At 72.5% G+C, this 24,294-nt stretch carries 25 protein-coding genes; 18 read left to right on the top strand and 7 right to left on the bottom strand.

All coding sequences use genetic code 11. From position 1 onward, the window contains the following. Positions 1 to 61 precede the first annotated feature (61 nt). The gene (locus LTT61_RS06395) at positions 62 to 895 is read left to right on the top strand and encodes a tRNA (adenine-N1)-methyltransferase (protein ID WP_233019009.1); all 834 of its coding nucleotides are present in this window, start codon (positions 62 to 64) and stop codon (positions 893 to 895) included. Between the two features lie 130 nt (positions 896 to 1,025). Here the strand turns inward: LTT61_RS06395 and LTT61_RS06390 are convergent, their stop codons facing one another. Continuing rightward, positions 1,026 to 1,529: a hypothetical protein gene (locus tag LTT61_RS06390; RefSeq protein WP_420094742.1), complete on the bottom strand. Its 504-nt coding sequence runs from the start codon at positions 1,527 to 1,529 to the stop codon at positions 1,026 to 1,028. A gap of 209 nt (positions 1,530 to 1,738) precedes the next feature. On the opposite strand from LTT61_RS06390, the gene arc reads away from it, so the two are divergent. After that, a complete protein-coding gene (gene arc, locus LTT61_RS06385; protein ID WP_233019007.1) occupies positions 1,739 to 3,499 on the top strand; it encodes a proteasome ATPase in 1,761 nt (586 codons plus the stop codon). An 89-nt stretch (positions 3,500 to 3,588) separates the two neighbouring features. Here arc and LTT61_RS06380 read toward each other — a convergent pair whose 3' ends face one another. Continuing rightward, positions 3,589 to 4,284: a peptidylprolyl isomerase gene (locus LTT61_RS06380; RefSeq protein ID WP_233019006.1), complete on the bottom strand. Its 696-nt coding sequence runs from the start codon at positions 4,282 to 4,284 to the stop codon at positions 3,589 to 3,591. Positions 4,285 to 4,489: 205 nt separating this feature from the next. On the opposite strand from LTT61_RS06380, the gene LTT61_RS06375 reads away from it, so the two are divergent. Both LTT61_RS06375 and LTT61_RS06370 read left to right on the top strand, forming a co-directional pair. Next, the gene (locus tag LTT61_RS06375; RefSeq protein WP_233019005.1) at positions 4,490 to 4,870 is read left to right on the top strand and encodes an arsenate reductase family protein; all 381 of its coding nucleotides are present in this window, start codon (positions 4,490 to 4,492) and stop codon (positions 4,868 to 4,870) included. Between the two features lie 11 nt (positions 4,871 to 4,881). Further along, on the top strand, positions 4,882 to 5,562 hold the full coding sequence (locus LTT61_RS06370; RefSeq protein WP_233019004.1) for a TIGR00266 family protein: 681 nt from the start codon (positions 4,882 to 4,884) through the stop codon (positions 5,560 to 5,562). Here the strand turns inward: LTT61_RS06370 and LTT61_RS06365 are convergent. The 3 genes from LTT61_RS06365 to LTT61_RS06355 all read right to left on the bottom strand — a co-directional run bounded on the left by LTT61_RS06365 (position 5,546) and on the right by LTT61_RS06355 (position 7,261). Then, positions 5,546 to 6,085 carry an NUDIX hydrolase gene (locus LTT61_RS06365; RefSeq protein WP_233019003.1) on the bottom strand — a complete coding sequence of 180 codons (540 nt, stop codon included), beginning with the start codon at positions 6,083 to 6,085 and terminating at the stop codon, positions 5,546 to 5,548. The two genes, LTT61_RS06370 and LTT61_RS06365, sit on opposite strands and share 17 nt — an antisense overlap. Next, positions 6,078 to 6,848, bottom strand: a complete 771-nt coding sequence (gene yidC / locus LTT61_RS06360; protein WP_233019002.1) for a membrane protein insertase YidC — start codon at positions 6,846 to 6,848, stop codon at positions 6,078 to 6,080. The genes LTT61_RS06365 and yidC overlap by 8 nt, the downstream gene beginning before the upstream one ends. A 104-nt stretch (positions 6,849 to 6,952) precedes the next feature. Then, the gene (locus LTT61_RS06355; protein ID WP_233019001.1) at positions 6,953 to 7,261 is read right to left on the bottom strand and encodes a DUF6412 domain-containing protein; all 309 of its coding nucleotides are present in this window, start codon (positions 7,259 to 7,261) and stop codon (positions 6,953 to 6,955) included. Positions 7,262 to 7,348: 87 nt separating this feature from the next. Here LTT61_RS06355 and dop point away from each other — a divergent pair, with 87 nt between their 5' ends. From dop to LTT61_RS06300, 11 genes are all read left to right on the top strand, one after another. Next, on the top strand, positions 7,349 to 8,848 hold the full coding sequence (gene dop, locus LTT61_RS06350) for a depupylase/deamidase Dop (protein WP_233019000.1): 1,500 nt from the start codon (positions 7,349 to 7,351) through the stop codon (positions 8,846 to 8,848). Positions 8,849 to 8,952: 104 nt separating this feature from the next. Next, on the top strand, positions 8,953 to 9,147 hold the full coding sequence (locus LTT61_RS06345) for a ubiquitin-like protein Pup (RefSeq protein WP_233018999.1): 195 nt from the start codon (positions 8,953 to 8,955) through the stop codon (positions 9,145 to 9,147). Further along, positions 9,144 to 10,061: a proteasome subunit beta gene (gene prcB / locus LTT61_RS06340; RefSeq protein ID WP_233018998.1), complete on the top strand. Its 918-nt coding sequence runs from the start codon at positions 9,144 to 9,146 to the stop codon at positions 10,059 to 10,061. Before LTT61_RS06345 ends, prcB begins: the two co-directional genes overlap by 4 nt. Further along, positions 10,058 to 10,828, top strand: coding sequence for a proteasome subunit alpha (prcA, locus tag LTT61_RS06335; protein WP_233018997.1), 771 nt, complete (start codon positions 10,058 to 10,060; stop codon positions 10,826 to 10,828). Before prcB ends, prcA begins: the two co-directional genes overlap by 4 nt. Before the next feature lie 206 nt (positions 10,829 to 11,034). Next, a complete protein-coding gene (gene pafA / locus LTT61_RS06330; RefSeq protein WP_233018996.1) occupies positions 11,035 to 12,393 on the top strand; it encodes a Pup--protein ligase in 1,359 nt (452 codons plus the stop codon). Between the two features lie 24 nt (positions 12,394 to 12,417). Beyond that, the gene (locus LTT61_RS06325) at positions 12,418 to 13,413 is read left to right on the top strand and encodes a helix-turn-helix transcriptional regulator (RefSeq protein WP_233018995.1); all 996 of its coding nucleotides are present in this window, start codon (positions 12,418 to 12,420) and stop codon (positions 13,411 to 13,413) included. After that, positions 13,410 to 14,390, top strand: coding sequence for a helix-turn-helix transcriptional regulator (locus LTT61_RS06320; protein ID WP_233018994.1), 981 nt, complete (start codon positions 13,410 to 13,412; stop codon positions 14,388 to 14,390). Before LTT61_RS06325 ends, LTT61_RS06320 begins: the two co-directional genes overlap by 4 nt. Positions 14,391 to 14,483: 93 nt before the next feature. After that, a complete protein-coding gene (gene tatA, locus LTT61_RS06315) occupies positions 14,484 to 14,750 on the top strand; it encodes a Sec-independent protein translocase subunit TatA (RefSeq protein ID WP_233018993.1) in 267 nt (88 codons plus the stop codon). Positions 14,751 to 14,902: 152 nt separating this feature from the next. Continuing rightward, complete coding sequence (gene tatC / locus LTT61_RS06310; protein WP_233018992.1) at positions 14,903 to 15,856, top strand: twin-arginine translocase subunit TatC; 954 nt, start codon at positions 14,903 to 14,905, stop codon at positions 15,854 to 15,856. A 3-nt stretch (positions 15,857 to 15,859) separates the two neighbouring features. After that, positions 15,860 to 18,565 carry a DEAD/DEAH box helicase gene (locus LTT61_RS06305; RefSeq protein ID WP_233018991.1) on the top strand — a complete coding sequence of 902 codons (2,706 nt, stop codon included), beginning with the start codon at positions 15,860 to 15,862 and terminating at the stop codon, positions 18,563 to 18,565. A gap of 117 nt (positions 18,566 to 18,682) precedes the next feature. Beyond that, complete coding sequence (locus LTT61_RS06300; protein WP_233018990.1) at positions 18,683 to 19,357, top strand: DUF4333 domain-containing protein; 675 nt, start codon at positions 18,683 to 18,685, stop codon at positions 19,355 to 19,357. Positions 19,358 to 19,496: 139 nt separating this feature from the next. Here the strand turns inward: LTT61_RS06300 and LTT61_RS06295 are convergent, their stop codons facing one another. After that, positions 19,497 to 20,456, bottom strand: coding sequence for a 5'-3' exonuclease (locus LTT61_RS06295; RefSeq protein WP_233018989.1), 960 nt, complete (start codon positions 20,454 to 20,456; stop codon positions 19,497 to 19,499). Positions 20,457 to 20,630: 174 nt separating this feature from the next. Here LTT61_RS06295 and LTT61_RS06290 point away from each other — a divergent pair, with 174 nt between their 5' ends. Continuing rightward, positions 20,631 to 21,752, top strand: a complete 1,122-nt coding sequence (locus LTT61_RS06290) for a M24 family metallopeptidase (RefSeq protein WP_233018988.1) — start codon at positions 20,631 to 20,633, stop codon at positions 21,750 to 21,752. Positions 21,753 to 21,756: 4 nt separating this feature from the next. Here the strand turns inward: LTT61_RS06290 and LTT61_RS06285 are convergent, their stop codons facing one another. Then, positions 21,757 to 22,161, bottom strand: a complete 405-nt coding sequence (locus tag LTT61_RS06285) for a PPOX class F420-dependent oxidoreductase (protein ID WP_233018987.1) — start codon at positions 22,159 to 22,161, stop codon at positions 21,757 to 21,759. 60 nt (positions 22,162 to 22,221) lie between these two features. Here LTT61_RS06285 and LTT61_RS06280 point away from each other — a divergent pair, with 60 nt between their 5' ends. Together LTT61_RS06280 and cbiE are read left to right on the top strand one after the other, a co-directional pair. After that, the gene (locus tag LTT61_RS06280) at positions 22,222 to 22,962 is read left to right on the top strand and encodes an SDR family NAD(P)-dependent oxidoreductase (RefSeq protein ID WP_233018986.1); all 741 of its coding nucleotides are present in this window, start codon (positions 22,222 to 22,224) and stop codon (positions 22,960 to 22,962) included. 31 nt (positions 22,963 to 22,993) lie between these two features. Further along, on the top strand, positions 22,994 to 24,244 hold the full coding sequence (gene cbiE / locus LTT61_RS06275; RefSeq protein WP_233018985.1) for a precorrin-6y C5,15-methyltransferase (decarboxylating) subunit CbiE: 1,251 nt from the start codon (positions 22,994 to 22,996) through the stop codon (positions 24,242 to 24,244). The last annotated feature ends 50 nt before the right edge of the window (positions 24,245 to 24,294 follow it).

The raw sequence follows: 24,294 nt of genomic DNA, 5'->3' as shown, positions 1-24,294 counted from the left end.
GACACGCCGACCGTCACCGGTCGTGCGGCGGTACCGGACAACGACCAGCGAACGGAGATCCATGACGGCCAGACGGACCGGGCCATTCACCATCGGGGACCGGGTGCAGCTGACCGACGCCAAGGGCAGGCTGCACACGGTGATCCTGGAACCGGGGAAGGAGTTCCACACCCACCGCGGCGCGATCAGCCACGACGACCTGATCGGCGCGCCCGAGGGCAGCGTGGTGAACTCCACCAACGGCACCCCCTACCTGGCCCTGCGCCCGCTGCTGGTCGACTACGTACTCTCCATGCCGCGCGGCGCCGCCGTCATCTACCCCAAGGACGCGGCGCAGATCGTGCACGAGGGCGATGTCTTCCCCGGCGCGCGGGTGCTGGAGGCCGGGGCCGGCTCCGGCGCGCTCACCTGCTCGCTGCTGCGCGCGGTCGGGCCGGAGGGCGAGGTGATCTCCTACGAGATCCGCGACGACCACGCCGAGCACGCGGTGCGCAATGTCGAGCGATTCTTCGGCGAACGGCCGGCGAACTGGTCGCTCACCATCGCCGACGTGGCGGCCTACGACGGCGAACCGGTGGACCGGGTGGTGCTGGACATGCTCGCGCCGTGGGACGCGCTGCCCGCGGTCTCCGGCGCGCTCGTGCCGGGCGGGGTGCTGATCGTGTATGTGGCGACCGTCACCCAGCTCTCCAAGGTGGTCGAGGCGCTGCGCGAGCAGCAGTGCTGGACCGAGCCGCGCTCCTGGGAGTCGCTGGTGCGGCCCTGGCACGTGGTCGGGCTCGCGGTGCGGCCGGAGCACCGGATGCAGGGGCACACCGCGTTCCTGGTCAGCGCGCGCAGGCTCGCGGAGGGCCAGGTGGCGCCCAAACCGCAGCGCCGGCCGTCGAAGGGCTGAATCGCATCCGTGAGATTCCGGTGTCGGAAGCCGACTGCCGGGGAACAATGGCAGCGTGGAAACGCAGGGTCGCGGTGCGGGTGGTGCCGGGTACGGGCTCGGAGCCCGGTACCCGGCACCCGCGCGGGGATCAGGCGCAGGGGATCTGCGCGAAGCCGAGCAGCGTGCACGCCGTCGCATCCGACAGCTTCCAGCTTCCGCCGACGTTCTCCCAGGTGAGCGGGATGGCGGGGGCGGCGCCGTTGGGCGAGGTGATCACGGTCGGCGCGGTCGCCGTGTTGCCGGCCACAGTGACATCGGACACCGTGAAGGTGAGCTTGCCGTACCCGGCGAGCGCCTGGGTCAGCTGCTCGATGGCAGCGGCGCGCTTCTCGCCGTCCACCACCACCGCGGTCTTGTCGGCGGTCGGCGTGGCCGGATCGGCCAACTTGTCCAGGGTGGCCTGGAGCTGCGCCGGGGTCGGCTGGGCGGTGTCGCCCGCCGCCTGCGAGCTGGACGCGGCCGCCGTCGAGGACGAGGCGGCGGCGCTGCTCGCGACGGCACTGGTGCTCGATGCGGCGGTGTCGGACGAGTCGTCCGAACCGCAGCCGACGAGGCCGAGCGTAACGGCGACCGCCGCGGCGACGGTACCCACGGACACACGCAGTGCACGGGAAGGAAGGAGCATCTCGGCAACCTTTCGGTTTATCGGCGAGAGGACCCGCCGGGGTTTGTTAGGGCAGGCTAACATGGTGGATCGGCGGCCGGTCGCAGCAGAGATGTGATCACGACGAAACCATGTCGGACAGCGAGAACGGTTCGCGCCCGGTAGCGTTGATAGACCGGGACTGGGAGGAGCAGCACATGAGCCCCATCGAGAATTCGGATTCGGCGGCCTGGAGAGAGCTCGAGGCGGTTCGGGCCGAGGCGGCTGCACTCCGCAGGCAACTCGCCGATTCGCCGGAGCGCGGGCGCGAGTTCGAGGCCCGCATCGATTCGCTCACGATTCGCAACACCAAGCTGATGGACACCCTCAAGGAGGCACGCCAGCAGCTGATCGCGCTCCGCGAGGAGGTCGACCGGCTCGGTCAGCCGCCGAGCGGCTACGGCATCCTGATCGGCGCCTACGAGGACCAGACGGTCGACGTCTTCACCTCCGGCCGGAAGATGCGGCTGACCTGCTCGCCGAATATCGACACCGACACGCTCGAGTACGGCCAGACGGTCCGGCTCAACGAGGCGCTCACGGTCGTCGAGGCGGGCAACTTCGACGCCATCGGCGAGATCGGCACGCTCCGCGAGATCCTGGACGACGGCCGCCGCGCCCTCGTCGTCGGGCACGCCGACGAGGAGCGGGTGGTGTGGCTCTCCGGCCCGCTCAGCAAGCTCTCCGAGGCCGACGACCTGGACGACCCGGACTCCCCGATCCGCAGGTTGCGCCCCGGCGACTCGCTGCTCGTCGACACCAAGGCCGGGTTCGCCTTCGAGCGCGTCCCCAAGGCCGAGGTCGAGGATCTCGTGCTGGAGGAGGTGCCGGACGTCGACTACACCGACATCGGCGGCCTCGGCAGGCAGATCGAGCAGATCAGGGACGCGGTCGAGCTGCCCTTCCTGCACAAGGACCTGTTCCGCGAGTACGCGCTGCGCCCGCCCAAGGGCGTGCTGCTCTACGGCCCGCCCGGCTGCGGCAAGACGCTGATCGCCAAGGCGGTGGCGAACTCGCTGGCCAAGAAGATCGCCGAGGCCCGCGGCGAGGACGCCAAGGAGGCCAGGTCCTTCTTCCTCAACATCAAGGGCCCGGAGCTGCTGAACAAGTTCGTCGGCGAGACCGAGCGGCACATCCGGATCATCTTCCAGCGGGCGCGCGAGAAGGCATCCGAGGGCACCCCGGTGATCGTGTTCTTCGACGAGATGGACTCGATCTTCCGCACCCGCGGCTCCGGCGTCTCCTCGGACGTGGAGACCACCGTGGTCCCGCAGCTGCTCAGCGAGATCGACGGCGTGGAGGGGCTGGAGAACGTCATCGTGATCGGCGCCTCCAACCGCGAGGACATGATCGACCCCGCCATCCTGCGGCCGGGCCGGCTCGACGTGAAGATCAAGATCGAGCGGCCGGACGCGGAGTCCGCGCAGGACATCTTCTCCAAGTACCTGACCGACACGCTGCCGCTGCACGCCGACGACGTCGCCGAGTTCGGCGGCGACAAGACGCTCTGCATCCGCACCATGATCGAGCGGGTCGTCGACCGGATGTACGCGGAGAGCGAGGACAACCGCTTCCTGGAGGTCACCTACGCCAACGGGGACAAGGAGGTCCTGTACTTCAAGGACTTCAACTCCGGCGCCATGATCCAGAACATCGTCGACCGCGCCAAGAAGTACGCCATCAAGGCGGTGCTCGACACCGGCAACCCCGGGCTGCGCATCCAGCACCTCTACGATTCGATCGTGGACGAGTTCTCCGAGAACGAGGACCTGCCCAACACCACGAATCCGGACGACTGGGCGCGGATCTCCGGCAAGAAGGGTGAGCGGATCGTGTACATCCGCACGCTCGTCACCGGCAAGAACGCCAGTGCCAGCCGGGCCATCGACACCGAGTCGAACACCGGGCAGTACCTGTAGATCCCGGTCACAGAGCGGGCCGCGGTTCCCCGAAGGGGGGAGCCGCGGCCCGTTCGTGGTTCGGGGCGGAATCGCCTGCGGCGCGCCGCTCAGACCTTGGCGACCGTGACGCTGTCCAGCACGACCGGGACGGCGGGGGCACCGTCGCCACCGCCGCCGATGACGCCCGCCGCGGCGATGCCGTTCAGCAGATCGAGCCCGGCGGTGACGCGGCCGAACGGGGTGTAGCTCGGCGGCAGCTGGGAGTCGCGGTAGACCAGGAAGAACTGGCTCCCGTTGGTGCCGGGCCCGGCATTCGCCATGGCCACGGTGCCCGCCGGGTAGACGGCGCCTGCCAGGTTCTCGTCCGGGAACTTGTAGCCGGGGCCGCCGGTGCCGGAGGCGGTCGGGTCACCGCACTGCAGCACGAAGATGCCATCGGTGGTGAGCCGGTGGCAGGCGGTGTGGTCGAAGTACTGCTGCGCGGCGAGGAAGGCGAAGGAATTCACCGTGCGCGGCGCGGCGGCGGCGTCCAGCTCGAGGGTGAGTGGGCCGCAGGTCGTGTTCAGCGTCGCGGCGTAGGTGGCCCGCTCGACGGTGAGCGGCGGCTCGGCCTGCCACTGCTGGCCGGTCGGGGTCGCGGGGCCGGGCAGGGCGCAGAGCGCGGGGCCGGGCATCGCGGTGGCGGGCGCGGCGCTGATCAGCGCGGCCAGCAGCGGCGCGGCCAGCAGGGCGGCGCGGAATCGGGGTCGGCCCGGCGCGGGCCGGGGGGACGCGGGGGAAACGGGCGGTGGAACGCAGCTCACCGGGCGTGCTCGCTTTCGGGGTGTCGCGGAGTCGATCGATGCGGCCCGCATCTTGCCACCCCGCCCCGGCGTGGCGCCGTGCTTCGCCCAGTTCGCCCGCGCGGCCGACGCCGCCGGAGCGCCGGGAGCAGCGACCGATCACCTCGGCAGCCGGGCCGCGCACTGTGGCGGCCGCGCCGCGTACGACGGCGGTACGCTGCGGGGCATGGCCGCAGGACCCGAGATCTGGCACAACCCGCGCTGCGCCAAGAGCCGCGCCGCCACCACCCACCTGGACGGCATCGGCGCCGAGTACACCGTGCGCCGCTACCTGGACGATCCGCCCACCGCGGCCGAGCTGCGCGCGGTGCTGGCCCGGCTCGGGAGGGAGCCGTGGGAGATCACCCGCACCGGCGAGGCGGTGGCGAAGGAGCTCGGGCTGAAGGAGTGGCCGCGCACCGAGGCGGAGCGGGAGCGCTGGATCACGGCGCTGGCCGAGCACCCGGTGCTCATCGAACGCCCGATCGTGCTCACCCCGGACGGCGGCGCGGTCGTCGCCAGGACGCCGGAAGCGCTGGCCCGCCTCGGTTCTGCGGCCGGGCGGTAGGGTCGCCGACCATGAAGGTACAACTGCGGCACAGTCCCGCCTCCGCCGTCGCGCGGTGCTTCCTCGCCGGCGGCGAGCCCATGCGGGTGGAGAGCGGCGCCATGGTCGCGCACTCGGCCGGGGTCGCGCTGCAGGCCAAGGCCGAGGGCGGCATCCTGGCCGGGCTGAAGCGGTCGGTGCTGGCGGGCGAGTCGTTCTTCGTCTCCACCTTCACCGCGCCGGAGCAGGGCGGCTGGGTCGACGTGGCGCCCGCGCTCCCCGGTGACGTGCTGAACCTGCAGATCACCCAGGACCGGCCGTACTTCATCAGCCGCGGCGGCTGGATCGCGAACTCGCACGCGGTGCAGGTGGAGAGCAAGTGGGGCGGCTTCGCCAACCTCTTCGGCGGCGAGGGCGGCTTCGGGCTGCGCGCGCACGGCGACGGCGAGGTGGTGGTCGGCGTCTTCGGCGCCATCGACATCATCGACCTGCAGCCGGGCGAGCCGATCACCATCGACACCGGGCACGTCGTCGCCTACGACCTGGCGATGAGCTTCACCATCCGGCGCGCGGTCTCCGGGCGCTCGATCCAGTCGCTGAAGTCCGGCGAGGGCTTCGTCTTCGACTTCGTCGGGCCCGGCCGGGTGCTGCTGCAGACCCGCAACCCGGGCGCCTTCGCGGCCTGGGCCGGGTCGGTCAGCTCGGCGAGCTGAGCAGGTCGTCCACCAGCAGCCTGGTGTCCGGGACGAAGGGCCAGGCCGGATCGGCCAGGTGCGCGCGGAGTTCGGCGTCGGTCCACCACCAGCCGTCGGCGACCTCCTCCGGCTGGTGCCGGATCGGGCCGTCCCAGTGCACCAGGTAGGCGAACAGGTGGCAGCGCATCGGCGCGCCCTGCCACCGCCCGTCCCAGGAGACCCTGGCCGCGGGCCGCGCCCCGACGCCGCGGGCGGGCACGATGCCGAGCTCCTCGGCCAGCTCCCGCTCGGCGGTGCGGGCCGGGGTCTCGCCCGGCCCGACCACGCCGCCCGCCAGGCAGTCGTGCATCCCCGCGAAGACCAGCTTGCTGTCGGTCCTGCGGTGCACGTAGACCCGGCGGCCGTCGCCCGAGCGCACCAGCACGCCCGCGCTGGCGTGCCACAGCCCCTCCCGGTAGACGGTGGCCCGCTCGGCGCTGCCGGTGACCCGGCCGTCGCCGTCGTACACCGCGATCAGCTCGGACCCCGCTCCGTCACCCACCGATCGAGGGTAGCCCGCGGTACGCGAGGAGCTGCAGCGCCAGGGTGCAGGCGGCATTGGTCGCCAGGTACACCAGCACGACCACCGGAAGCAGCGCCGCGCCGGCCAGCGCGGTGCCGGGCAGCACCCACAGGGTGAGCGGCCGCACCATGGGCAGGCTCGGCCGATCCGTACCGCGACGCAGGGCCATCCGCGCGGTGGCGTGCGCCGCGACCGCCGCGAGCAGCGCCAGCGGGACGGCGACGAGCGCGATCGTCAGCGGGGTGGCCGCGCCGGCGAGCGCCGCCGAGAGCGGGGCGCCGAACAGGTCGGCCTCCAGGAACGCGCGTACGTGGCCCGGGTCGAGCAGGTAGTTCGCGGTGGCGGCGTTCACCTCGGGGCTCAGCGGGTGCGCGGTACTGCCGAAGGGCAGCGCCGCCGCCGCGGTGCGGTCGAACGAGCGGAGCACGTGGAAGAGGCCGAGGAAGAGCAGCGCCTGCCCGAGCATCGGCAGGAAGCCGCCGAACAGCCGGACGTCGTGCTCGGCATACAGCTTGCGCAGCTCGGCGGATTGCCGCCGCGGGTCGGTGTGCGTGCGGCGGATCTTTTCCACCGCGGGCCGCAGCCGGTCCATGGTGACCGAGCGCACGGCCTGTCCGCGGACCACCGGGTAGAGCGCGGCGCGCACCGCGATCACGAGGAGGACCACCGCGGCGATCCAGGCGAGCGAGTTACCGAGCAGCGCGGCGGTGGCGGTGTGGCCGGCCAGGAGCAGGGCGGACACGGGAAAATAGACGAAGTCGAGCATGGGGACACCCCTCACGGACACGTGCGCGTGGGCGCACGAGCGGATTTCGGACGACGGCGAGCGCCGAGCGGGAAGACCGCTCAGCCGCGCGCGGCGCCGGGTGCCCGTGGCCGTGGACGGCCGGGGGTGCCGGGGTTGCTCTGGCGCAGGAAGTCGCCGCGCCTGCGCTGCTGCGCGGCGGGCGGGGGGCCGGTGCGCGGGATCGGCGGCAGTGGAGTCCGGTCACCGCGGGTGACCAGTAGTGCCATGACCAGCGCGGCCGCCAGCACCGCCGCGACCTGTACCGCGGCCTGCGGGGCGGGCGAGTTCAGCCCGGCGGGCAGGACCAGCACGACCACCGCGGAGAGCGCCGCGAGAATCGCGGGCAGCGCACGGTGGCCGGAGAGCATGCGCACAGTGTACGGCCGCCCGGCGCCCGTACCAGCGGGAAGACGACCCTCGGGATGACATCGGCGTCGGTCGCCTACGCTCGAAGGATGCAGCGCATCATCGGAATCGAGGTCGAGTACGGAATTTCGACCCCCACCGAGCCGTCGGCCAACCCGATCCTCACCTCCACCCAGGCCGTGCTGGCCTACGCGGCGGCGGCGGGTGTGCCCCGCGCCAAGCGCACGCGCTGGGACTACGAGGTGGAGTCGCCGCTGCGGGACGCGCGCGGTTTCGACCTGAGCCGGATGAGCGGCCCGGCGCCGGTCATCGACGCCGACGAGGTCGGCGCGGCGAACATGATCCTGACCAACGGCGCCCGGCTCTACGTCGACCACGCGCACCCGGAGTTCTCCGCGCCCGAGGTCGTCGACCCGCTGGACGCAGTGATCTGGGACAAGGCGGGGGAGCGGGTGATGGAGGCCGCCGCGCGGCACGCCTCCAGCGTTCCCGGCGCGCCGCGGCTACAGCTGTACAAGAACAACGTGGACGGCAAGGGGGCCTCCTACGGCACCCACGAGAACTACCTCATGAACCGGGCCACGCCGTTCAACCAGATCATCGTCGGGCTCACCCCGTTCTTCGTCTCCAGGCAGGTGATCACCGGCTCCGGGCGGGTCGGCATCGGCCAGTCCGGTGACCACGCCGGCTTCCAGCTGTCCCAGCGCTCCGACTACATCGAGGTCGAGGTCGGGCTGGAGACCACGCTCAAGCGCGGCATCATCAACACCCGCGACGAGCCGCACGCGGACGCCGACAAGTACCGCCGGCTTCATGTCATCATCGGCGACGCCAACCTGGCCGAGATGTCCACCTACCTCAAGGTGGGCACCACCGCGCTGGTACTCGACCTGATCGAGAGCGGCGCCGACCTCTCCGACCTGCAGCTGGCCCGCCCGGTCACCGCCGTGCACACCATCAGCCACGACCCGACGCTGCGCGCCACCGTCGCGCTGCAGGACGGCCGCGAGCTCACCGGCCTCGCGCTGCAGCGGATCTACCTGGACCGGGTCTCGGCCTTCGTGGAGCACACCGGCGACGACGACCCGCGGGTGCGCGACATCATCGAGAACTGGGCCATGGTGCTCGACCTGCTGGAGCGCGACCCGATGGAATGCGCCAACCTGCTGGACTGGCCGGCCAAGCTGCGGCTGCTCGAGGGCATGCGCAGCCGCGAGGGGCTCGGCTGGGCCGCGCCCAAGCTGCACCTGATGGACCTGCAGTACTCCGACGTCCGGCTGGACAAGGGGCTGTACAACCGGCTGGTGGCCCGCGGTTCGATGAAGCGCCTGGTCACCGAGCAGCAGGTGCTGGCGGCGATGACCGAGCCGCCCACCGACACCCGCGCCTACTTCCGCGGCGAGTGCCTGCGCCGGTTCGGCGCGGATATCGCCGCCGCGAGCTGGGATTCGGTGATCTTCGACCTGGGCGGCGACTCGCTGGTCCGGATCCCGACGCTGGAGCCGCGCCGCGGCACGAAAGCGCACGTCGGGAAGCTGCTCGACGGCGTCGAGACCGCAGCCGACCTGGTGGAACAGCTCACCACGTAGGTAAAAGGTCCCTGCTGTCGGCGGGGCTGGGTAGTGTTGAGACACGCGCACGCACAGTGCGGAGGCGGCTTCGGCCGTGACGAGGAAGAGGGAGGTCGGCTGCCATGGCACAAGAGCAGACCAAGCGCGCCGGGGGCGGCGACGAGGACGAGGGCCCGGACGGCGCCGACGCCGCCGGACAGGAGCGTCGCGAGAAGCTCGCGGAGGAGACCGACGACCTGCTGGACGAGATCGACGACGTGCTCGAGGAGAACGCCGAGGACTTCGTCCGTGCGTACGTGCAGAAAGGCGGCCAGTGACAGCAGGTGACCCGTCGCGGCTCCGGCTCGGATACGTGACCTCCTCGTTCACCGACCACCTGCGCGCGACCGCACCGGAGCTGCTGCCCGGCAACGGCTTCGCCGCGTCCACCGGTGCCACCGGCCATGCCGGTGGCACCGGCGCGTCGGATCTCGCCCCGCACGGCACCACCATCGTCGCGGTCAGCTTCCGCGGCGGCGTGCTCATCGCGGGTGACCGCCGGGCCACCATGGGCAACCTGCTGGCCAGCCGGGACATCGAGAAGGTGCACATCACCGACTCGTTCTCGGCGGCGGGGATCGCGGGCACCGCCGGGCTCGCCGTCGAGATGGTGCGCATCTTCGCCGTCGAGCTGGAGCACTACGAGAAGCTCGAGGGCGTCTCGCTCACCTTCGACGGCAAGGCGAACAAGCTCTCCAAGATGGTGCGGGAGAATCTGCCCGCCGCCATGCAGGGGCTCGCGGTGGTGCCGATGCTGGTCGGCTTCGACGAGCACGCCACCGACGCCGACCGCGCGGGCCGCATCGTCTCCTACGACGTGGTCGGCGGCCGCAGCGAGGAGCGCTTCGGGTACGCCGCCGTCGGCTCCGGCTCGACCTTCGCCAAATCGTCGCTGAAGAAGCTGTACGCCAAGGGCATCGACCAGACGCGGGCGCTGCGGATCGCGGTGGAGTCGCTCTTCGACGCCGCCGACGACGACACCGCCACCGGCGGGCCCGATCTGATCCGCGGGATCTTCCCGACCGCGGTCGTGATCGACGCCGACGGCGCCGCCGAGGTGGCCGAGGAGCGGCTGATCGCGATCACCAGGGATATCGTCGCCGACCGGGAGGCCGCCGAGGCGGTCGCGGGCCGGGCCGCGATCGAGGACGGGGCCGGCCGCGGTGCCGGGGAAGGGAGCTCCGGGGCATGACCCTGCCGTATTACGCCTCCGCCGAGCAGATCGTCCGGGACAAGACCGAGCTGGCGCGCAAGGGCATCGCCCGCGGCCGCAGCGTCATCGTGCTCGCCTACGACAAGGGCGTGCTGTTCGTCGCGGAGAACCCCTCCGCGACGCTGCACAAGGTCAGCGAGCTGTACGACCGGATCGGCTTCGCGGCCGTCGGGCGGTACAACGAGTTCGAGAACCTGCGGCGGGCAGGCATCCTGCAGGCCGACGTCCGCGGCTACCAGTACGACCGGCGCGACGTCACCGGCCGGGCGCTGGCCAATGCCTACGCCCAGGCGCTCGGCACCATCTTCACCGACCAGCTCAAGCCGTACGAGGTCGAGCTCTGCGTGGCCGAGGTCGGCTACCCGGAGCAGCATCCGCGGTCCGTGCTCTACCGGGTCACCTTCGACGGCTCGATCGTCGACGAGCGCGAGTTCGTCGTCATGGGCGGTACCACGGAGCCGATCGTCAGCGCGCTCAAGGAGTCCTACCGGGCCGGGCTCGACCTGGCCGCCGCGGTCCGGGTCGCGGTGAACGCGCTGCAGGCCGGGCAGCCGGAGGGCGCCGACAAGGAGAAGCGGGTGCTCGGCGTCAGCTCGCTCGAGGTCGCCAACCTCGAGCAGGCGCGGCCGCGCCGCACCTTCCGCCGGATCGCCGACGCCGCGCTGCAGGAACTGCTCTCCGCCACCGCGGAATCCGCCCCCGAGGGAGAGCAGAAGCCCACCGAGGGCAACGGCTCCCCCTCCTGACGAACCGGGAACGCGCCACGGGCCGACGGCTCGCGGCGCGTTTCCTGGCGTCCGTCGCGAACCCGTTCCGCACCGGAAATTTTTCGTGTCCCGGGGGTTCCAGGCGTTCTTTACCCGGCCCGAACCGGGCATCGTTGCGAGAACGTAGGCAACGGGCTTCCACCGACAGCCCCGCCACCGGCACAAAGAGCTGTAATGTCGATGGAGTGCAGCGACGAATCATGGGGATCGAGACCGAATTCGGTGTCACGTGCACCTTCCACGGTCACCGTCGGCTGTCCCCCGACGAGGTAGCCCGGTACCTGTTCCGCCGGGTGGTTTCCTGGGGCCGGAGTTCCAACGTGTTCCTCCGCAACGGCGCCCGGCTGTATCTCGACGTCGGGTCGCACCCGGAGTACGCCACCGCCGAGTGCGACAGCCTCGCCCAGTTGGTGACGCACGACCGGGCCGGCGAGCGGGTGCTGGAGGATCTGCTCATCGACGCCGAGCAGCGGCTCGCCGAGGAGGGCATCGGCGGTGACATCTACCTGTTCAAGAACAACACCGACTCCGCGGGCAACTCCTACGGCTGCCACGAGAACTTCCTCGTGGTGCGCGCGGGCGAGTTCTCCCGGATCTCCGACGTGCTGCTCCCGTTCCTGGTCACCAGGCAGCTGATCTGCGGGGCGGGCAAGGTGCTGCAGACGCCGAAGGCGGCCACCTTCTGCCTGTCGCAGCGCGCCGAGCACATCTGGGAGGGCGTCTCCTCGGCGACCACCCGCTCGCGCCCGATCATCAACACCCGCGACGAGCCGCACGCCGACGCGGAGAAGTACCGCCGGCTGCATGTCATCGTCGGCGACTCGAACATGGCCGAGACCTCCACCATGCTCAAGGTAGGCACCGCGTCGCTGGTCCTCGAGATGATCGAGGCAGGCGTCTCCTTCCGTGATTTCGCGCTGGACAATCCGATTCGCGCCATCCGCGAGGTCAGCCACGACCTGACCGGCCGCCGCCCGGTGCGGCTGGCGGGCGGCAGGCAGGCCAGCGCGCTCGAGATCCAGCGCGAGTACTACGCCCGCGCCGTCGAGCACCTGCGCAACCGCGACCGCGACCCGCAGGTCGACCAGGTGGTCGACCTCTGGGGCCGCACCCTGGACGCGGTGGAGGCGCAGGATTTCGCCAAGGTCGACACCGAGATCGACTGGGTGATCAAGCGCAAGCTCTTCCAGCGCTACCAGGACCGCTACAGCATGGAGCTCTCCGACCCCAAGATCGCCCAGCTCGACCTCGCCTACCACGACATCAAGCGCGGCCGCGGCGTCTTCGACCTGCTGCAGCGCAAGGGGCTGGCCAAGCGGGTCACCGAGGACGAGGCGGTGGACGCCGCGGTGGAGACCCCGCCGCAGACCACGCGGGCCAAGCTGCGCGGCGATTTCATCACCGCCGCCCAGGAGGCCGGGCGCGACTTCACCGTCGACTGGGTGCACCTCAAGCTGAACGACCAGGCCCAGCGCACCGTGCTGTGCAAGGATCCGTTCCGCTCGGTGGACGAGCGCGTGGATCGGCTCATCGCATCCATGTGACGGCCGTCCACTACCCTCTATCGGGTGGCGATATCCAAGGTCGAACGGCTGATGAATCTGGTCATCGCGCTGCTGTCGACCAGGCAGTTCCTCACCGCCGATCGCATCAGGACGAGCGTCGCCGGGTACGAGGACTCGGCCAGCGACGAAGCGTTCAGCCGGATGTTCGAGCGGGACAAGAACGAGCTGCGCGATCTCGGCATCCCGCTGGAGGTCGGGCCGGTGGGCCGGTTCACCTCGGTGGAGGGGTACCGGATCAACCGGGACGCCTACGAGCTGCCGGAGATCGACCTCACCAGTGAGGAGGCGGCGGCCGTCGCGGTCGCCGTGCAGATGTGGGAGTCGCCGGAGCTGGCCGCCGCGGCGGAGGGCGCGCTGCTCAAGCTGCGCGCCGCGGGCGTGCACGTGGAGACCGACGCCGCCATCGCCTCGGTGCCCGCCGTCCCCGCCCGCACCCGCGGCTCGGAGCCGGTGCTGAACAAGCTGCTCGCCGCGGTGGACGCCGGGCGCGCGGTGCGCTTCGAGCACCGGGCCCGGTTCAACGCCCCCTTTCTCATGCGCGACGTCGAGCCGTGGGGCGTCGTCACCCACCGGGGCCGCTGGTACCTGGTCGGGCACGACCGCGACCGGGACGCCGTCCGCACCTTCCGGCTCTCCCGGATCGGCGACGACATCACCGCGTACGGCCCGGAGAACACGGTCCGCAAGCCGGACGGCGTCGACCTGCGCGAGGTGGTCGGCCGGGTCACCGAGGATTCCCCCGTGGTCGGCACCGCCACCGTGTGGGTGGCCGAGGGCCGCGGCCGCGAGCTGCGCAGGCGCGGCACCGTGACCGGGACGAAGGAGCTCGCCGGCCGCTCCGGCGAGGTGGTGGAGCTGCCGGTGCGTTCGCTGGGCTGGCTGGCCAGGCTGATCACCGGGCTCGGCGCGGACGCGCTGGTGATCGGGCCGGAGGAGCTGCGCGCCGATGTGGTCGCCCGGCTCCGCTCGGTCCTCGACCGCACCGAGGTGGCGCTGTGACCAGCAGGCTCTCCGTGCGGCTCGCCCGGTTGCTGAACATGGTGCCGTACCTGATCGCCAACCCCGGGATCAGCGCGGCCGAGGCCGCCGCCGACCTCGGCGTCACCACCAAGCAGCTGATGAGCGACCTGAACCAGCTCTGGATGTGCGGGCTGCCCGGCTACGGCCCCGGCGACCTGATCGACCTCTCCTTCTCCGAGGAGAGCATCGAGGTCACCTTCTCCGCGGGCATGGACCGCCCGCTGCGGCTGACCTCCACCGAGGCGACCGCGCTGCTGGTGGCGCTGCGCTCGATCGTCGACATGCCCGGCATGGTCGACCCGAGCGCCGCCTACGCCGCCATCGCCAAGCTGGAGGCGGCGATCACCGGCGCCGCGCCCGCGCCCTCGGTGCTGCCCGGCGCCGAGCCGCCGGTGGAGCCGCCCGAGGTCGCCACCGTGCGCGCCGCGCTGGCCGACGGGCGGGCGCTGCGGCTGGTCTACTACTCGGCCAGCCGGGACGAGGTCGCCGAGCGGGTGGTCGACCCGATCCGGATCGTCCTGGTCGACGACAACAGCTACCTGCAGGCCTGGTGCAGGCAGGCCGAGGGGGTGCGGCTGTTCCGGTTCGACCGGATCGAGGGCGCCGTCGAGCTCGACGAACCCGCCGCGCCACCGCGCGACGCCACCGACCGGGCCGCGGGGCTCGACCTCTTCCAGGACGATCCGTCGGTACCGCTGGCCCGGCTGCTGATCCGCGCCGAGCACGCGTGGGTGCTCGACCAGTACCCGATGCACCGGGTGCGCACGAATCCGGACGGCGGGCTGGAGGCCACCATGCGCTTCGCCACCCTGGACTGGATGGCGCGGCTGCTGCTCGGCTTCGGCTCCGGGGTGACCGCGCTCGGCCCGCCCGAACTGGTCGCCGCGGTGCGCGAGCGCTCGACCGCCGCGCTGGCCGCGTACGCCGAGGCCGGGCTGACCGAATCCGGCATCTGATGGCGGTCGCCCGCAAATGCTGACCGCAACACGCGGTCGGGAGTATCCGGGTCCGGTAGCATCGGACCTACCACAGCTTCGGGAGGTAGAACAATGGGCAGTCTGAGCATTTGGCACTGGCTGATCATCGCCGCGCTCTTCGTGATGTTCTTCGGCGCGAAGCGGTTGCCCGATGCCGCCCGCGGCCTGGGCCGCTCGCTGCGCATCTTCAAGAGCGAGGTCAGCCAGATGCAGAACGAGAGCGGGAACCAGCAGCCGGCGCCGCAGCAGCCCGCGGCCGAGCCGACGCAGCAGCTGCCCGCCGCCGCGCCGCAGCCCGCGCCGGTCACCGAGCCGACGACGCAGTCCAAGTCGCTCTGACGAGCCGGGCAGCAGACCGCGGCTCCGCCGCGTCGCGCCGGGAGTAGCCGCCGCGCTGCCCGGTGCGCGGGCCGTTCGACCCGCACCACTCCGCATCCACGACGCAGCCGGCAGGTGCCGCGCCGCGCGACCGGCCAGGGGCCCCACCGATCATGCGAATCCCGTTCGATCCGCGGCGCAGCCGGCGCCGGACGAACCCCGACGGCACCATGTCGTTGGTCGAGCACCTCCACGAACTGCGCAGCCGCATGCTCAAGGCGATCGCGGCCGTCGCACTCGGCACCGTCATCGGCTTCCTCTGGTACTCGCACTCCTTCTTCGGGCTGGAGAGCCTGGGCGAGCTGCTGCGCGGCCCCTACTGCTCGCTGCCGCCGGAGGCGCGCGCCGCGCTGACCCAGGACGGCGCCTGCCGGCTGCTCGCCACCGCGCCGTTCGAGCAGTTCATGCTGCGGCTCAAGGTCGGCATGACGGCGGGCATCGTGCTCTCCGCGCCGATCTGGCTGTACCAGATCTGGGCGTTCATCACCCCGGGGCTGTACGCCAAGGAGCGGCGCTACGCGGTGAGCTTCGTCGTCACCGGCACCGTGCTCTTCGTGACCGGCGCGGTGCTGGCCTACGTCGTCGTCGCGCACGCCCTGAGCTTCCTGCTCACCATCGGCGACAACGTGCAGATCACCGCGCTCAGCGGCTCGCAGTACTTCGGCTTCATCATCCAGCTGCTGGTGATCTTCGGCGTGAGCTTCGAGTTCCCGCTGCTGATCATCGGGCTGAACCTGGTCGGCGTGCTCAGCTACGTCAAGCTCAAGGCCTGGCGGCGCGGCATCGTCTTCGGGCTCTTCGTCTTCGCCGCCATCGTCACCCCGCAGGACCCGTTCTCCATGCTGGCGCTCGCGCTGGCGCTGACGGTGCTCTTCGAGGTCGCGGTGCAGGTCTCCCGCTTCAACGACGGCCGCAGGGTCCGCCGCGACAGCGCGGAGGGGCTCGGCGCGCTCGACGACGAGGAGGCATCCGCCATCGACGGGCCGTCCGGCGTCGACGCCGCGGCCCCGGTCACGAAGGCCGGAAAAACTCCGCGCTCGGTGTCGGACTACTCCGATACGCTCTGAGGAGTGACACACGATCGGTCGCTGACGGGCGAATTGGCACGCTTCGCCGCTCACCTCTCCTTCGCGCTCGACCCCTTCCAGCGGGATGCCTGCGCCGCCCTCGAGGCGGGGCACGGCGTGCTCGTCTGCGCGCCAACCGGCGCGGGCAAGACCGTGGTCGGCGAGTTCGCCGTCCACCTCGCGCTCGCCTCCGGCGGCAAGTGCTTCTACACCACGCCGATCAAGGCGCTCTCCAACCAGAAGTTCGCCGACCTGGTGGAGCGGCACGGCCGCGAGAGCGTCGGGCTGCTCACCGGTGACCAGTCGGTGAACCCGACCGCCCCGGTGCTGGTGATGACCACCGAGGTGCTGCGCAACATGCTCTACGCCTCGTCCGACGCGCTGCGCGGGCTCTCCTACGTCGTCATGGACGAGGTGCACTACCTGGCCGACCGGTTCCGCGGCGCGGTCTGGGAGGAGGTCATCCTGCACCTGCCCCAGGAGGTCAGGCTGGTCAGCCTCTCCGCGACGGTGAGCAACGCCGAGGAGTTCGGCGCCTGGATGGAGACGGTGCGCGGCGACACCGCCGTCGTCGTCGACGAGAACCGGCCGGTGCCGCTCTGGCAGCACGTGATGGTCGGGCGCAGGCTCTTCGACCTGTTCGACACCTCCTCCAGCGAGCAGAAGATCATCGTCGACGAGGATCTGGTGCGCTACATCCGGCAGCGGGAGAGCACCGACCGGATGAACAACTGGGGCGCCCCGCGCGGGCGCGGCGGCGGGCAGCGCCGCGACTTCCGCCCGCTGCCGCGCCCCGAGGTGCTGGCCCAGCTGGACGAGGAGGGGCTGCTCCCGGCGATCACCTTCATCTTCAGCCGGGCCGGCTGCGACGGCGCGCTGACGCAGTGCGTGCGCTCCCGGCTCGACCTCGGCCGCCCGGACGAACTCGAGGAGGTCGACCGGATCATCGAGCGGCACACCGGCGACCTGCCGCGCGGCGATCTGGAGGTGCTCGGCTACTGGGAGTGGCGCGAGGCGCTGCACCGCGGGCTCGCCGCGCACCACGCCGGCATGCTGCCCGCCTTCCGGCACACCGTCGAGGAGCTGTTCGTGCGCGGCCTGGTGCGCGCGGTCTTCGCCACCGAGACGCTGGCGCTCGGCATCAACATGCCCGCCCGCACCGTGGTGCTGGAGCGGCTGGTCAAGTTCAACGGCGAGAGCCACGCCGAGCTCACCCCCGGCGAGTACACCCAGCTCACCGGCCGCGCCGGGCGGCGCGGCATCGACGTCGAGGGGCACGCGGTTGTGCTCTGGCAGCCGCAGGTCGACGCCAGCGCGGTGGCCGGGCTCGCCTCCACCCGCACCTACCCGCTGCGCAGCTCGTTCCGGCCCGGCTACAACATGTCGATCAACCTGATCGACCGGATGGGCGCGGCGGAATCGCGCGAGCTGCTGGAGCGGTCGTTCGCGCAGTTCCAGGCCGACCGCTCGGTGGTCGGGCTGGTCCGCGGCATCGAGCGCAACCAGGGGCAGCTCGCCAAGCTGCGCGACCAGCTCGGCGGCGCCGGCGGCGGCATGCTCGAGTACATCCAGCTGCGCGAGCGGATCACGCAGCGCGAGCGGCAGCTCAACCAGCAGCGCAGGGCCGATCGCCGCGGCGCCGCCGCGGACGCGCTCGTCGCGCTGCAGCGCGGCGACGTGGTCGCCATTCCCGCCGGGCGCAGGGCCGGGCTCGCGGTGATCCTGGAGCCGGACGCCACCCCGGGCGACCCGCGCCCGCTGGTGCTCACCGAGGACAAGTGGGCGGGGCGGGTCTCGGTCGCCGACTTCCCGACCCCCGCCGAGGCGCTCGGCCGGATGCGGCTGCCGCGCCGGGTCGACCACCGCACCGCGCGGGCCCGCCGGGACCTGGCATCGGCGCTGCGCAGCACCGGCATCGCCACGCCGGGCCGGGGCAGGCGCAACGGGAACCGGGCCGACGCCGCCGACGACCGCGAGCTCGCCACCCTGCGCCGCTCGCTGCGCGCGCACCCGGCGCACCACCGCCCGGACCGCGAGCAGCTGTGCCGGGTGGGGGAGCGGTACAGCCGGCTGGAGCGGGAGACCGAGTCCATGCGGCAGCAGGTCGCCGCCACCACCAACTCGCTGGCCCGCACCTTCGACCGGATCGTCGGTTTGCTGGCCGAACGCGGATACGTGGCCGACGGCGAGGTCACCGCGGACGGCAGGCGGCTGGCCCGGATCTACACCGAGAGCGACCTGCTGGTCGCGGAGTGCCTGCGGCAGGGCAGCTGGCGCGGGCTCGGCCCGGCCGAGCTGGCCGCGGTGGTCTCCGCGCTGGTGTACGAGTCGCGGCAGGAGGTCGGGCTGATCGGGGCGACCGGGCCCACCCAGCCGATCCGGCGGGCGCTGAACGCCACGCTCGCCGTCTGGACCGAGCTGCGCGCCGACGAGGCCGCGCATCGGCTCGCCCCCACCCGCGAGCCGGACCCCGGTTTCGCCGGCACCGTCTACCTCTGGGCGCGCGGCGACGGGCTGGCCGACGCGTTGCTGGCCGGTGGCGAGCAGAGCTCGCCGCTCTCCGCCGGTGATTTCGTGCGCTGGTGCAGGCAGGTGATCGATCTGCTCGACCAGATCCACGGCACCGCCGACGACGTCGAGCTGGCGGCGACCGCCGCCAAGGCCGTGCGGGCCATCCGGCGGGGTGTCGTCGCCGTGGACGCCGCGTGACCGAACCGTGTGTGATTTGATTTCCTCGCGTACCGACCGTGTACGCAGCCGTCGCCACGCGACGGGTCGCGCACGGGGGGCTACCGTGTGTACAACGATGCGAGTGGAGGCAACTGGATGAGCGGCCCGTACGGACCGAGCGGCCCCGACCAGGGACGCAACGATCCCACCCAGCAGTGGGGTGGACAGCAACCGGTGAGCGGCGCGCAGCCGACGCAGCAGTGGACCGGTCAGCCCCCCTCGCAGGCCCAGCCGACCCAGCAGTGGGGCGGGGGTGACCAGTCGCAGCAACCGCAGCAGCAGTGGGGGCAGTCGCAGCCGCAGTGGGGGCAGCAGCAGCCACAGCAGTCCCAGCCGTGGGGCCAGCAGCAGCCGCAGCAATCCCAGCCGCAGTGGCAGCAGCCGCAGCCGGGGCAGCCGCAGCAGCCGTGGGGCCAGCCGCAGCAGCAGTGGGGGCAGCCCCAGCAGCCGCAGCAGGGTGGCAAGGGCAAGGGGCTGCTGATCGGGCTGGTCGTCGGCGGGCTCGTCGTCGTCGGGCTGATCGTCGCGCTCGTTCTCGCCGTCACCGCGACCGACAAGCTGGACCAGGCCGCCGTGCAGGACGGCGTCGAGAAGGTGCTCGGCGATTCCTACGGCATCCAGGATGTCGGCTCGGTCTCCTGCCCCTCCGGGCAGAAGGTCGAGGTGGACGCGGTCTTCCAGTGCACCGTCGACGTCAGCGGTGAGCAGAAGACGGTCCAGGTGAAGATCACCAGGGACGACGGGACCTACGAGGTCGGCCGGCCCAGCTGAGATCGGTCCCGGCGGGCTCCGCCGGGAGGTCCGGGTGGTTCCGGGCGGCGCCGACGAGGGGCGTCGCCCGGTTCGTCATGTCCGGGGGTGCGTAGTCGCGCGGAGCTCGGGCGGGCGCGCCCGGGTCCGGGGCTGCCGGTCAGCCCGCGTGCGCCGCGGCCAGGGCCTTGATCAGCCGCTCGATCGGGCTCTCCGCGTTGTACGTCGCGGCGAGTTCGCGCAGCCGCTCCGGATCCGCTGGCTCGGCGGGGAGGGCATCGTCGGTGGAGAGCGCGACGTCGGCATCGCGGACCACGCGCACCACCGGGGCCGCGGCGGTCAGGTAATCGGCGGCGGCGCGGAGTTTCGCGCGGACGCCCGCGGCCAGGTCGGCCGCCGGATCCTCGACCGCGGCGCGCAGCGCCTCCAGCGAGCCGAAGCGCTGGATGAGCGTGGCCGCCGACTTGTCGCCGATTCCGGCGACGCCGGGCAACCCGTCCGAGGCGTCGCCGCGCAGCGTCGCCATGTCCGCGTAGGCCGGGCCCGCGTTCGGCACCGGCACCCCGTACCTCGCCGCCACCTCGGCCGGCCCGAACAGCTCCGCCTTGGCCAGCCCGCGCCCGGCGTAGAGCACCCGGACCCGCGGCTCCGGCTCGTCGCGCACCAGCTGCAGCAGGTCGCGGTCGCCGCTCACCACCACCACCGGGTCGGTGCGCTCCCGGTCGGCGAGCGTGCCGAGCACGTCGTCGGCCTCCAGCCCCTCGGCGCCGCCGGTCGCGATCCCGGCCGCCGCCAGCACCTCCAGGATCATCTCCACCTGCGGGGTCAGCTTGTCCGGCACCGCCTCGGTGCCGGGCGGTGCGGCGGTGTCCAGCCGGTGCGCCTTGTAGCTCGGCACCAGCTCGACCCGGTAGGCCGGGCGCCAGTCCAGGTCGAGCGCGACCACCAGCCGGCTCGGGGTGTGCTTGGTGACCAGCGAGGCGACCATGTCGGTGAAGCCGCGCACCGCGTTCACCGAGCGGCCGTCGGGCGCGGTCAGCTTGTCCGGGATGGCGTGGAACGCGCGGAACCACAGGCTCGCGCCGTCGAGCAGCAGCAGGGGCCGGTCGGGATCGCTCACGGGCCGAAGGGTACCCGGCATCCCCGACACCGGGACGTGCCGCCGCGCGGGCCGTTCGCTCCGGCGCACGCGCGCCCGCACCGGCGAGGACCGAGTTCGGCCGCGCGGCCCCATTCGGCGCCTGCACGGCGGGCGTTGCACGCGGGCCGGCCGGGTGCCGGGTACGGTCGTTCCATGAGTGAGGAGACGCGGTTCGCGGCGGATGTCTACGGCGACCGGCTCGAGCGGGCGGTCGCGGCCATGCGCGCCGCGCACCTGGACGCCCTGCTGGTCACCCCCGGCCCCGACCTGCGCTACCTGCTCGGGTCGGCGGCGCAGTCGTTCGAGCGGCTCACCTGCCTGGTGATCAATGCCGACGGCGCCACCCCCGCGGTGGTCGTGCCCAAGCTGGAGCTGGCCTCGCTGCACGGCTCCGCGGTCTCCGATCTCGGACTGCGCGTGCTCGACTGGGTGGACGGCACCGACCCGTACAAGCTGGTCCGCTCCGCGCTGCACGCCGGGTCGCGGGTCGCGGTGGCCGACGCCATGCCCGCGCTGCACCTGATCCCGCTGGCCGAGTCGTTCTCCGGGCTGCCGGTCTCGGCCACCCCGGTGCTGCGCGAACTGCGGATGATCAAGGACGAGGCGGAGATCGACGCACTGCGCCGGGCGGGCGCCGCCATCGACCGGGTGCACGCCAGGATGGGCGACTTCCTCATGGCGGGGCGCACCGAGGCGCAGGTCGCCGCGGACATCGATCGCGCCATCCAGGAGGAGGGGCACACCGAGGCCGCCTTCATCATCGTCGGCAGCGGCCCGCACGGCGCCGACCCGCACCACGAGGTCTCCAACCGGGTGATCCAGCGCGGCGACGTGGTGGTCATCGATATCGGCGGGCCGGTGGACCCCGGCTACTACTCCGACAGCACCCGCACCTATGTGCTCGGCGAGCCGCGGGCCGAGGTCGCGAAGCGGATCGCGGAGCTGGAGCGGGCGCAGGCGGCCGCGGTCGCCGCGGTGCGGCCGGGGGTGCGCGCCGAAGCGGTGGACGCCGCCGCGCGGGCTCCGCTCACCGACGCCGGGTACGGCGACGCCTTCGTGCACCGCACCGGGCACGGGATCGGGCTCTCGGTGCACGAGGAGCCCTACATCGTGGCAGGCAACGACCTCGAGCTGCGCGCGGGGATGGCCTTCAGCGTGGAGCCGGGGATCTACTTCCCCGGGGAGTGGGGCGCCCGGATCGAGGACATCGTCGTGGTGACCGAGGACGGGTGCGAGTCCGTGAACCAGCAGCCGCACGGGCTGACCGTACTCTGAGCCGCTATCGGTCGCGCAGGGTGCGGCTGGACAGCACCTTCGCCACCCGGATGACGAGGACCACGCGGGTCGGGTTCTCCCGGGGGACCCGGTAGCGGGCGGCGTAGCGCCGCTCGGCGTCGGCGACGCTCGCCGGGTCGTCCAGCACCTCGGCCGGGCCCTCCAGGGTGAGCCAGCGCGGCCCGTCGACCTGGCTCACCGCGGCGTAGCCGGAGCGGCGCGCGTTGCGCACCTTCACCGAGCCGTTGTCGGTGATCACCCGGGCCAGCCCGGCCTCCGGATCCCAGGTGAAGCCGACCGCGGTCACCTGCGGGGTGCCGTCGGCGCGGAGCGTGCTGAGCGTGGCCAGGTGCCGCTCGGTGACGAATTCGCTGGCGGCGGGGGAGAGCTGCGTGATGCCGGTCGTCATGGCACGACCGTAGCCGGGGCGCGCTCCGGCGCCGCGCCCGGTGCCTGACAGGATGGGCGCATGGGAGAAGGAACCGTGCTGGTGCTCGGGGGACGCAGCGAGATCGGGCTCGAGGTGGCGGAGCGGCTCGCGCCCGGCCGCACCGTGCTGCTCGCCGCGCGGCGCAGCGCCGAGCTGGCCGCCGAGGCCGCGCGGGTGACCGCGGCCGGTGCCGTCGCCGTGCATGCGATCGAGTTCGACGCCGACGACATCGCGAGCCACCCGGCGCTGCTGGAGAAGGCCGCCGCCGAGCACGGGCCGATCGGGGTGGCGGTGCTCGCCTTCGGCGTCCTCGGCGATCAGGCCCGCGCGGAGCGGGATCCGGCGCACGCCGTCGCCGTCGTGCACACCGACTTCGTCGCGCAGGTCTCGGTGCTCACCACGCTGGCGAACCTCATGCGGGCGCAGGGGGCGGGGCAGCTCGTCGTCTTCTCCTCGATCGCCGGGGCGCGGGTGCGCCGGGCGAACTACGTCTACGGCTCGGCCAAGGCCGGGCTCGACGGTTTCGCCTCCGGGCTCGGGGACGCGCTGCACGGGACCGGGGTGCGGCTGCTGCTGGTGCGGCCCGGGTTCGTGATCGGGCGGATGACCGAGGGGATGACTCCGGCCCCGTTCTCCAGCACGCCCGCCCAGGTCGCGGCGGCCGTCGTGCGCGCGCTGCACCGGGGGAAGGCGCGGGTCTGGGTGCCGTCGGCACTGCGGCCGATCATCGCCGGGACGCGGCTGCTGCCGCAGGCGGTGTGGCGGCGGATGCCGCGGTGAGAGCCGAGCCGCTCGTCGCGGCGGGCACGGTATGAGCGAACCGGCGTGGCGCGGCGCGCCCATTCTCGTCGCCGGGATCGGGGCGGACGGGTGGGCGGGGATCGTGCCCGGTGTGCGGGCCGAACTCGCGGAGTGCGCGGTGCTGTTCGGTTCCGCCAGGCAGCTCGATCTGGTGCCTGCCCGCGAGGTGCCCGCGCGGCGGATCGCGTGGCCGTCGCCGCTGGTGCCCGCGCTGCCGGGGCTGCTCGCCGGGTACGCGGGGGAGCGGGTCGCGGTGCTGGCGAGCGGTGACCCCATGTTCTTCGGGATCGGCAGCACGCTCGCCGGGCTGTACGGGCCCGCGGCGCTGCGGGTGCGGCCGCAGCCGTCGTCGGTGGCGCTGGCCTGTGCCCGGCTCGGCTGGGCGGCGCAGGACGTCGCGGTGGTGAGCGCGGTCGGGCGGCCGGTCGAGACGGTGCTGCCCGAGCTCGCCGACGGCCGCCGGATCCTGCTGCTCAGCGCCGACGGCACCACCCCGGGAACCCTCGCGGAACTGTTGCGCGACAACCACTTCGCCCGGTCGAGGCTGACCGTGCTCGAGCAGCTCGGCGGCCCAGCCGAACACCGGCGCACCGGCACCGCCGCCGACTGGCCGCACACCGCGTGCGACCCGCTCAATATCGTCGCCGTCGACGCCGTGGCCGACGCCGACGCGCTCCGGCTGACCCGCACCCCCGGCCTCCCGGACGCCGTCTACGGCGGCGACGGCCAGTTCACCAAGGCCGAGATCCGCGCGCTCACCCTGGCCGCGCTGGCCCCGGCCCCCGGCGAGCTGCTCTGGGATGTCGGCGGCGGCTCCGGCACCATCGCCATCGAGTGGTGCCGCACCCACCCGAGCTGCCGCGCGGTCACCTTCGAGCAGCGCGCCGACCGCCGCGAGCGGATCACCGCCAATGCCCGCGCGCTCGGCGTCCCCGGCATCGCCGTGCGCGGCGCCGCCCCGGATTTCCAGCCGTGGGACGGGACACCGGACGCCGTTTTCGTCGGTGGCGGAATCACTCAACCGGGGTTGCTGGAGGCGTGCTGGGTCGCGCTGCCGTCCGGCGGCCGCCTGGTCGCGGCCGCGGTCACCGCCGAGTCCGAGGCCCTGCTCCTGGCGAACTCGCAGCGGTACGGCGGCGCCCTGCGCCGCTACCAGGTGTATCGGGGTACGCCGCTCGGCGGGTTCACCACGTGGTCGCCACAGCTGCCGGTGACGCACTGGACGGTCCGGAAAACCGGTGAATCACCAGCGGGATCCTGAAACACGGCGGTGCGAAGGGGTAGGGTCGGGCCCGAGTTCCGGCCACCCGG

It is taken from the genome of Nocardia asteroides (assembly GCF_021183625.1).
GTDB classification, from domain to species: Bacteria; Actinomycetota; Actinomycetes; order Mycobacteriales; family Mycobacteriaceae; genus Nocardia; species Nocardia asteroides_A.
The sequence above is the reverse complement of the archived record's forward strand: the minus strand, read 5'-3'. Positions and strand labels throughout refer to the sequence as shown.

Bases quoted from the DNA above. Each gene is read 5' to 3' on its own strand.
- LTT61_RS06395 (WP_233019009.1), top strand. From the start codon at position 62: ATGACGGCCAGACGGACCGGGCCATTCACCATCGGGGACCGGGTGCAG.
- arc (WP_233019007.1), top strand. From the start codon at position 1,739: ATGAGCCCCATCGAGAATTCGGATTCGGCGGCCTGGAGAGAGCTCGAG.
- LTT61_RS06375 (WP_233019005.1), top strand. From the start codon at position 4,490: ATGGCCGCAGGACCCGAGATCTGGCACAACCCGCGCTGCGCCAAGAGC.
- LTT61_RS06370 (WP_233019004.1), top strand. From the start codon at position 4,882: ATGAAGGTACAACTGCGGCACAGTCCCGCCTCCGCCGTCGCGCGGTGC.
- LTT61_RS06355 (WP_233019001.1), bottom strand. From the start codon at position 7,261: ATGCTCTCCGGCCACCGTGCGCTGCCCGCGATTCTCGCGGCGCTCTCC.
- dop (WP_233019000.1), top strand. From the start codon at position 7,349: ATGCAGCGCATCATCGGAATCGAGGTCGAGTACGGAATTTCGACCCCC.
- LTT61_RS06345 (WP_233018999.1), top strand. From the start codon at position 8,953: ATGGCACAAGAGCAGACCAAGCGCGCCGGGGGCGGCGACGAGGACGAG.
- prcA (WP_233018997.1), top strand. From the start codon at position 10,058: ATGACCCTGCCGTATTACGCCTCCGCCGAGCAGATCGTCCGGGACAAG.
- tatA (WP_233018993.1), top strand. From the start codon at position 14,484: ATGGGCAGTCTGAGCATTTGGCACTGGCTGATCATCGCCGCGCTCTTC.
- tatC (WP_233018992.1), top strand. From the start codon at position 14,903: ATGCGAATCCCGTTCGATCCGCGGCGCAGCCGGCGCCGGACGAACCCC.
- LTT61_RS06300 (WP_233018990.1), top strand. From the start codon at position 18,683: ATGAGCGGCCCGTACGGACCGAGCGGCCCCGACCAGGGACGCAACGAT.
- LTT61_RS06290 (WP_233018988.1), top strand. From the start codon at position 20,631: ATGAGTGAGGAGACGCGGTTCGCGGCGGATGTCTACGGCGACCGGCTC.
- LTT61_RS06285 (WP_233018987.1), bottom strand. From the start codon at position 22,161: ATGACGACCGGCATCACGCAGCTCTCCCCCGCCGCCAGCGAATTCGTC.
- LTT61_RS06280 (WP_233018986.1), top strand. From the start codon at position 22,222: ATGGGAGAAGGAACCGTGCTGGTGCTCGGGGGACGCAGCGAGATCGGG.
- cbiE (WP_233018985.1), top strand. From the start codon at position 22,994: ATGAGCGAACCGGCGTGGCGCGGCGCGCCCATTCTCGTCGCCGGGATC.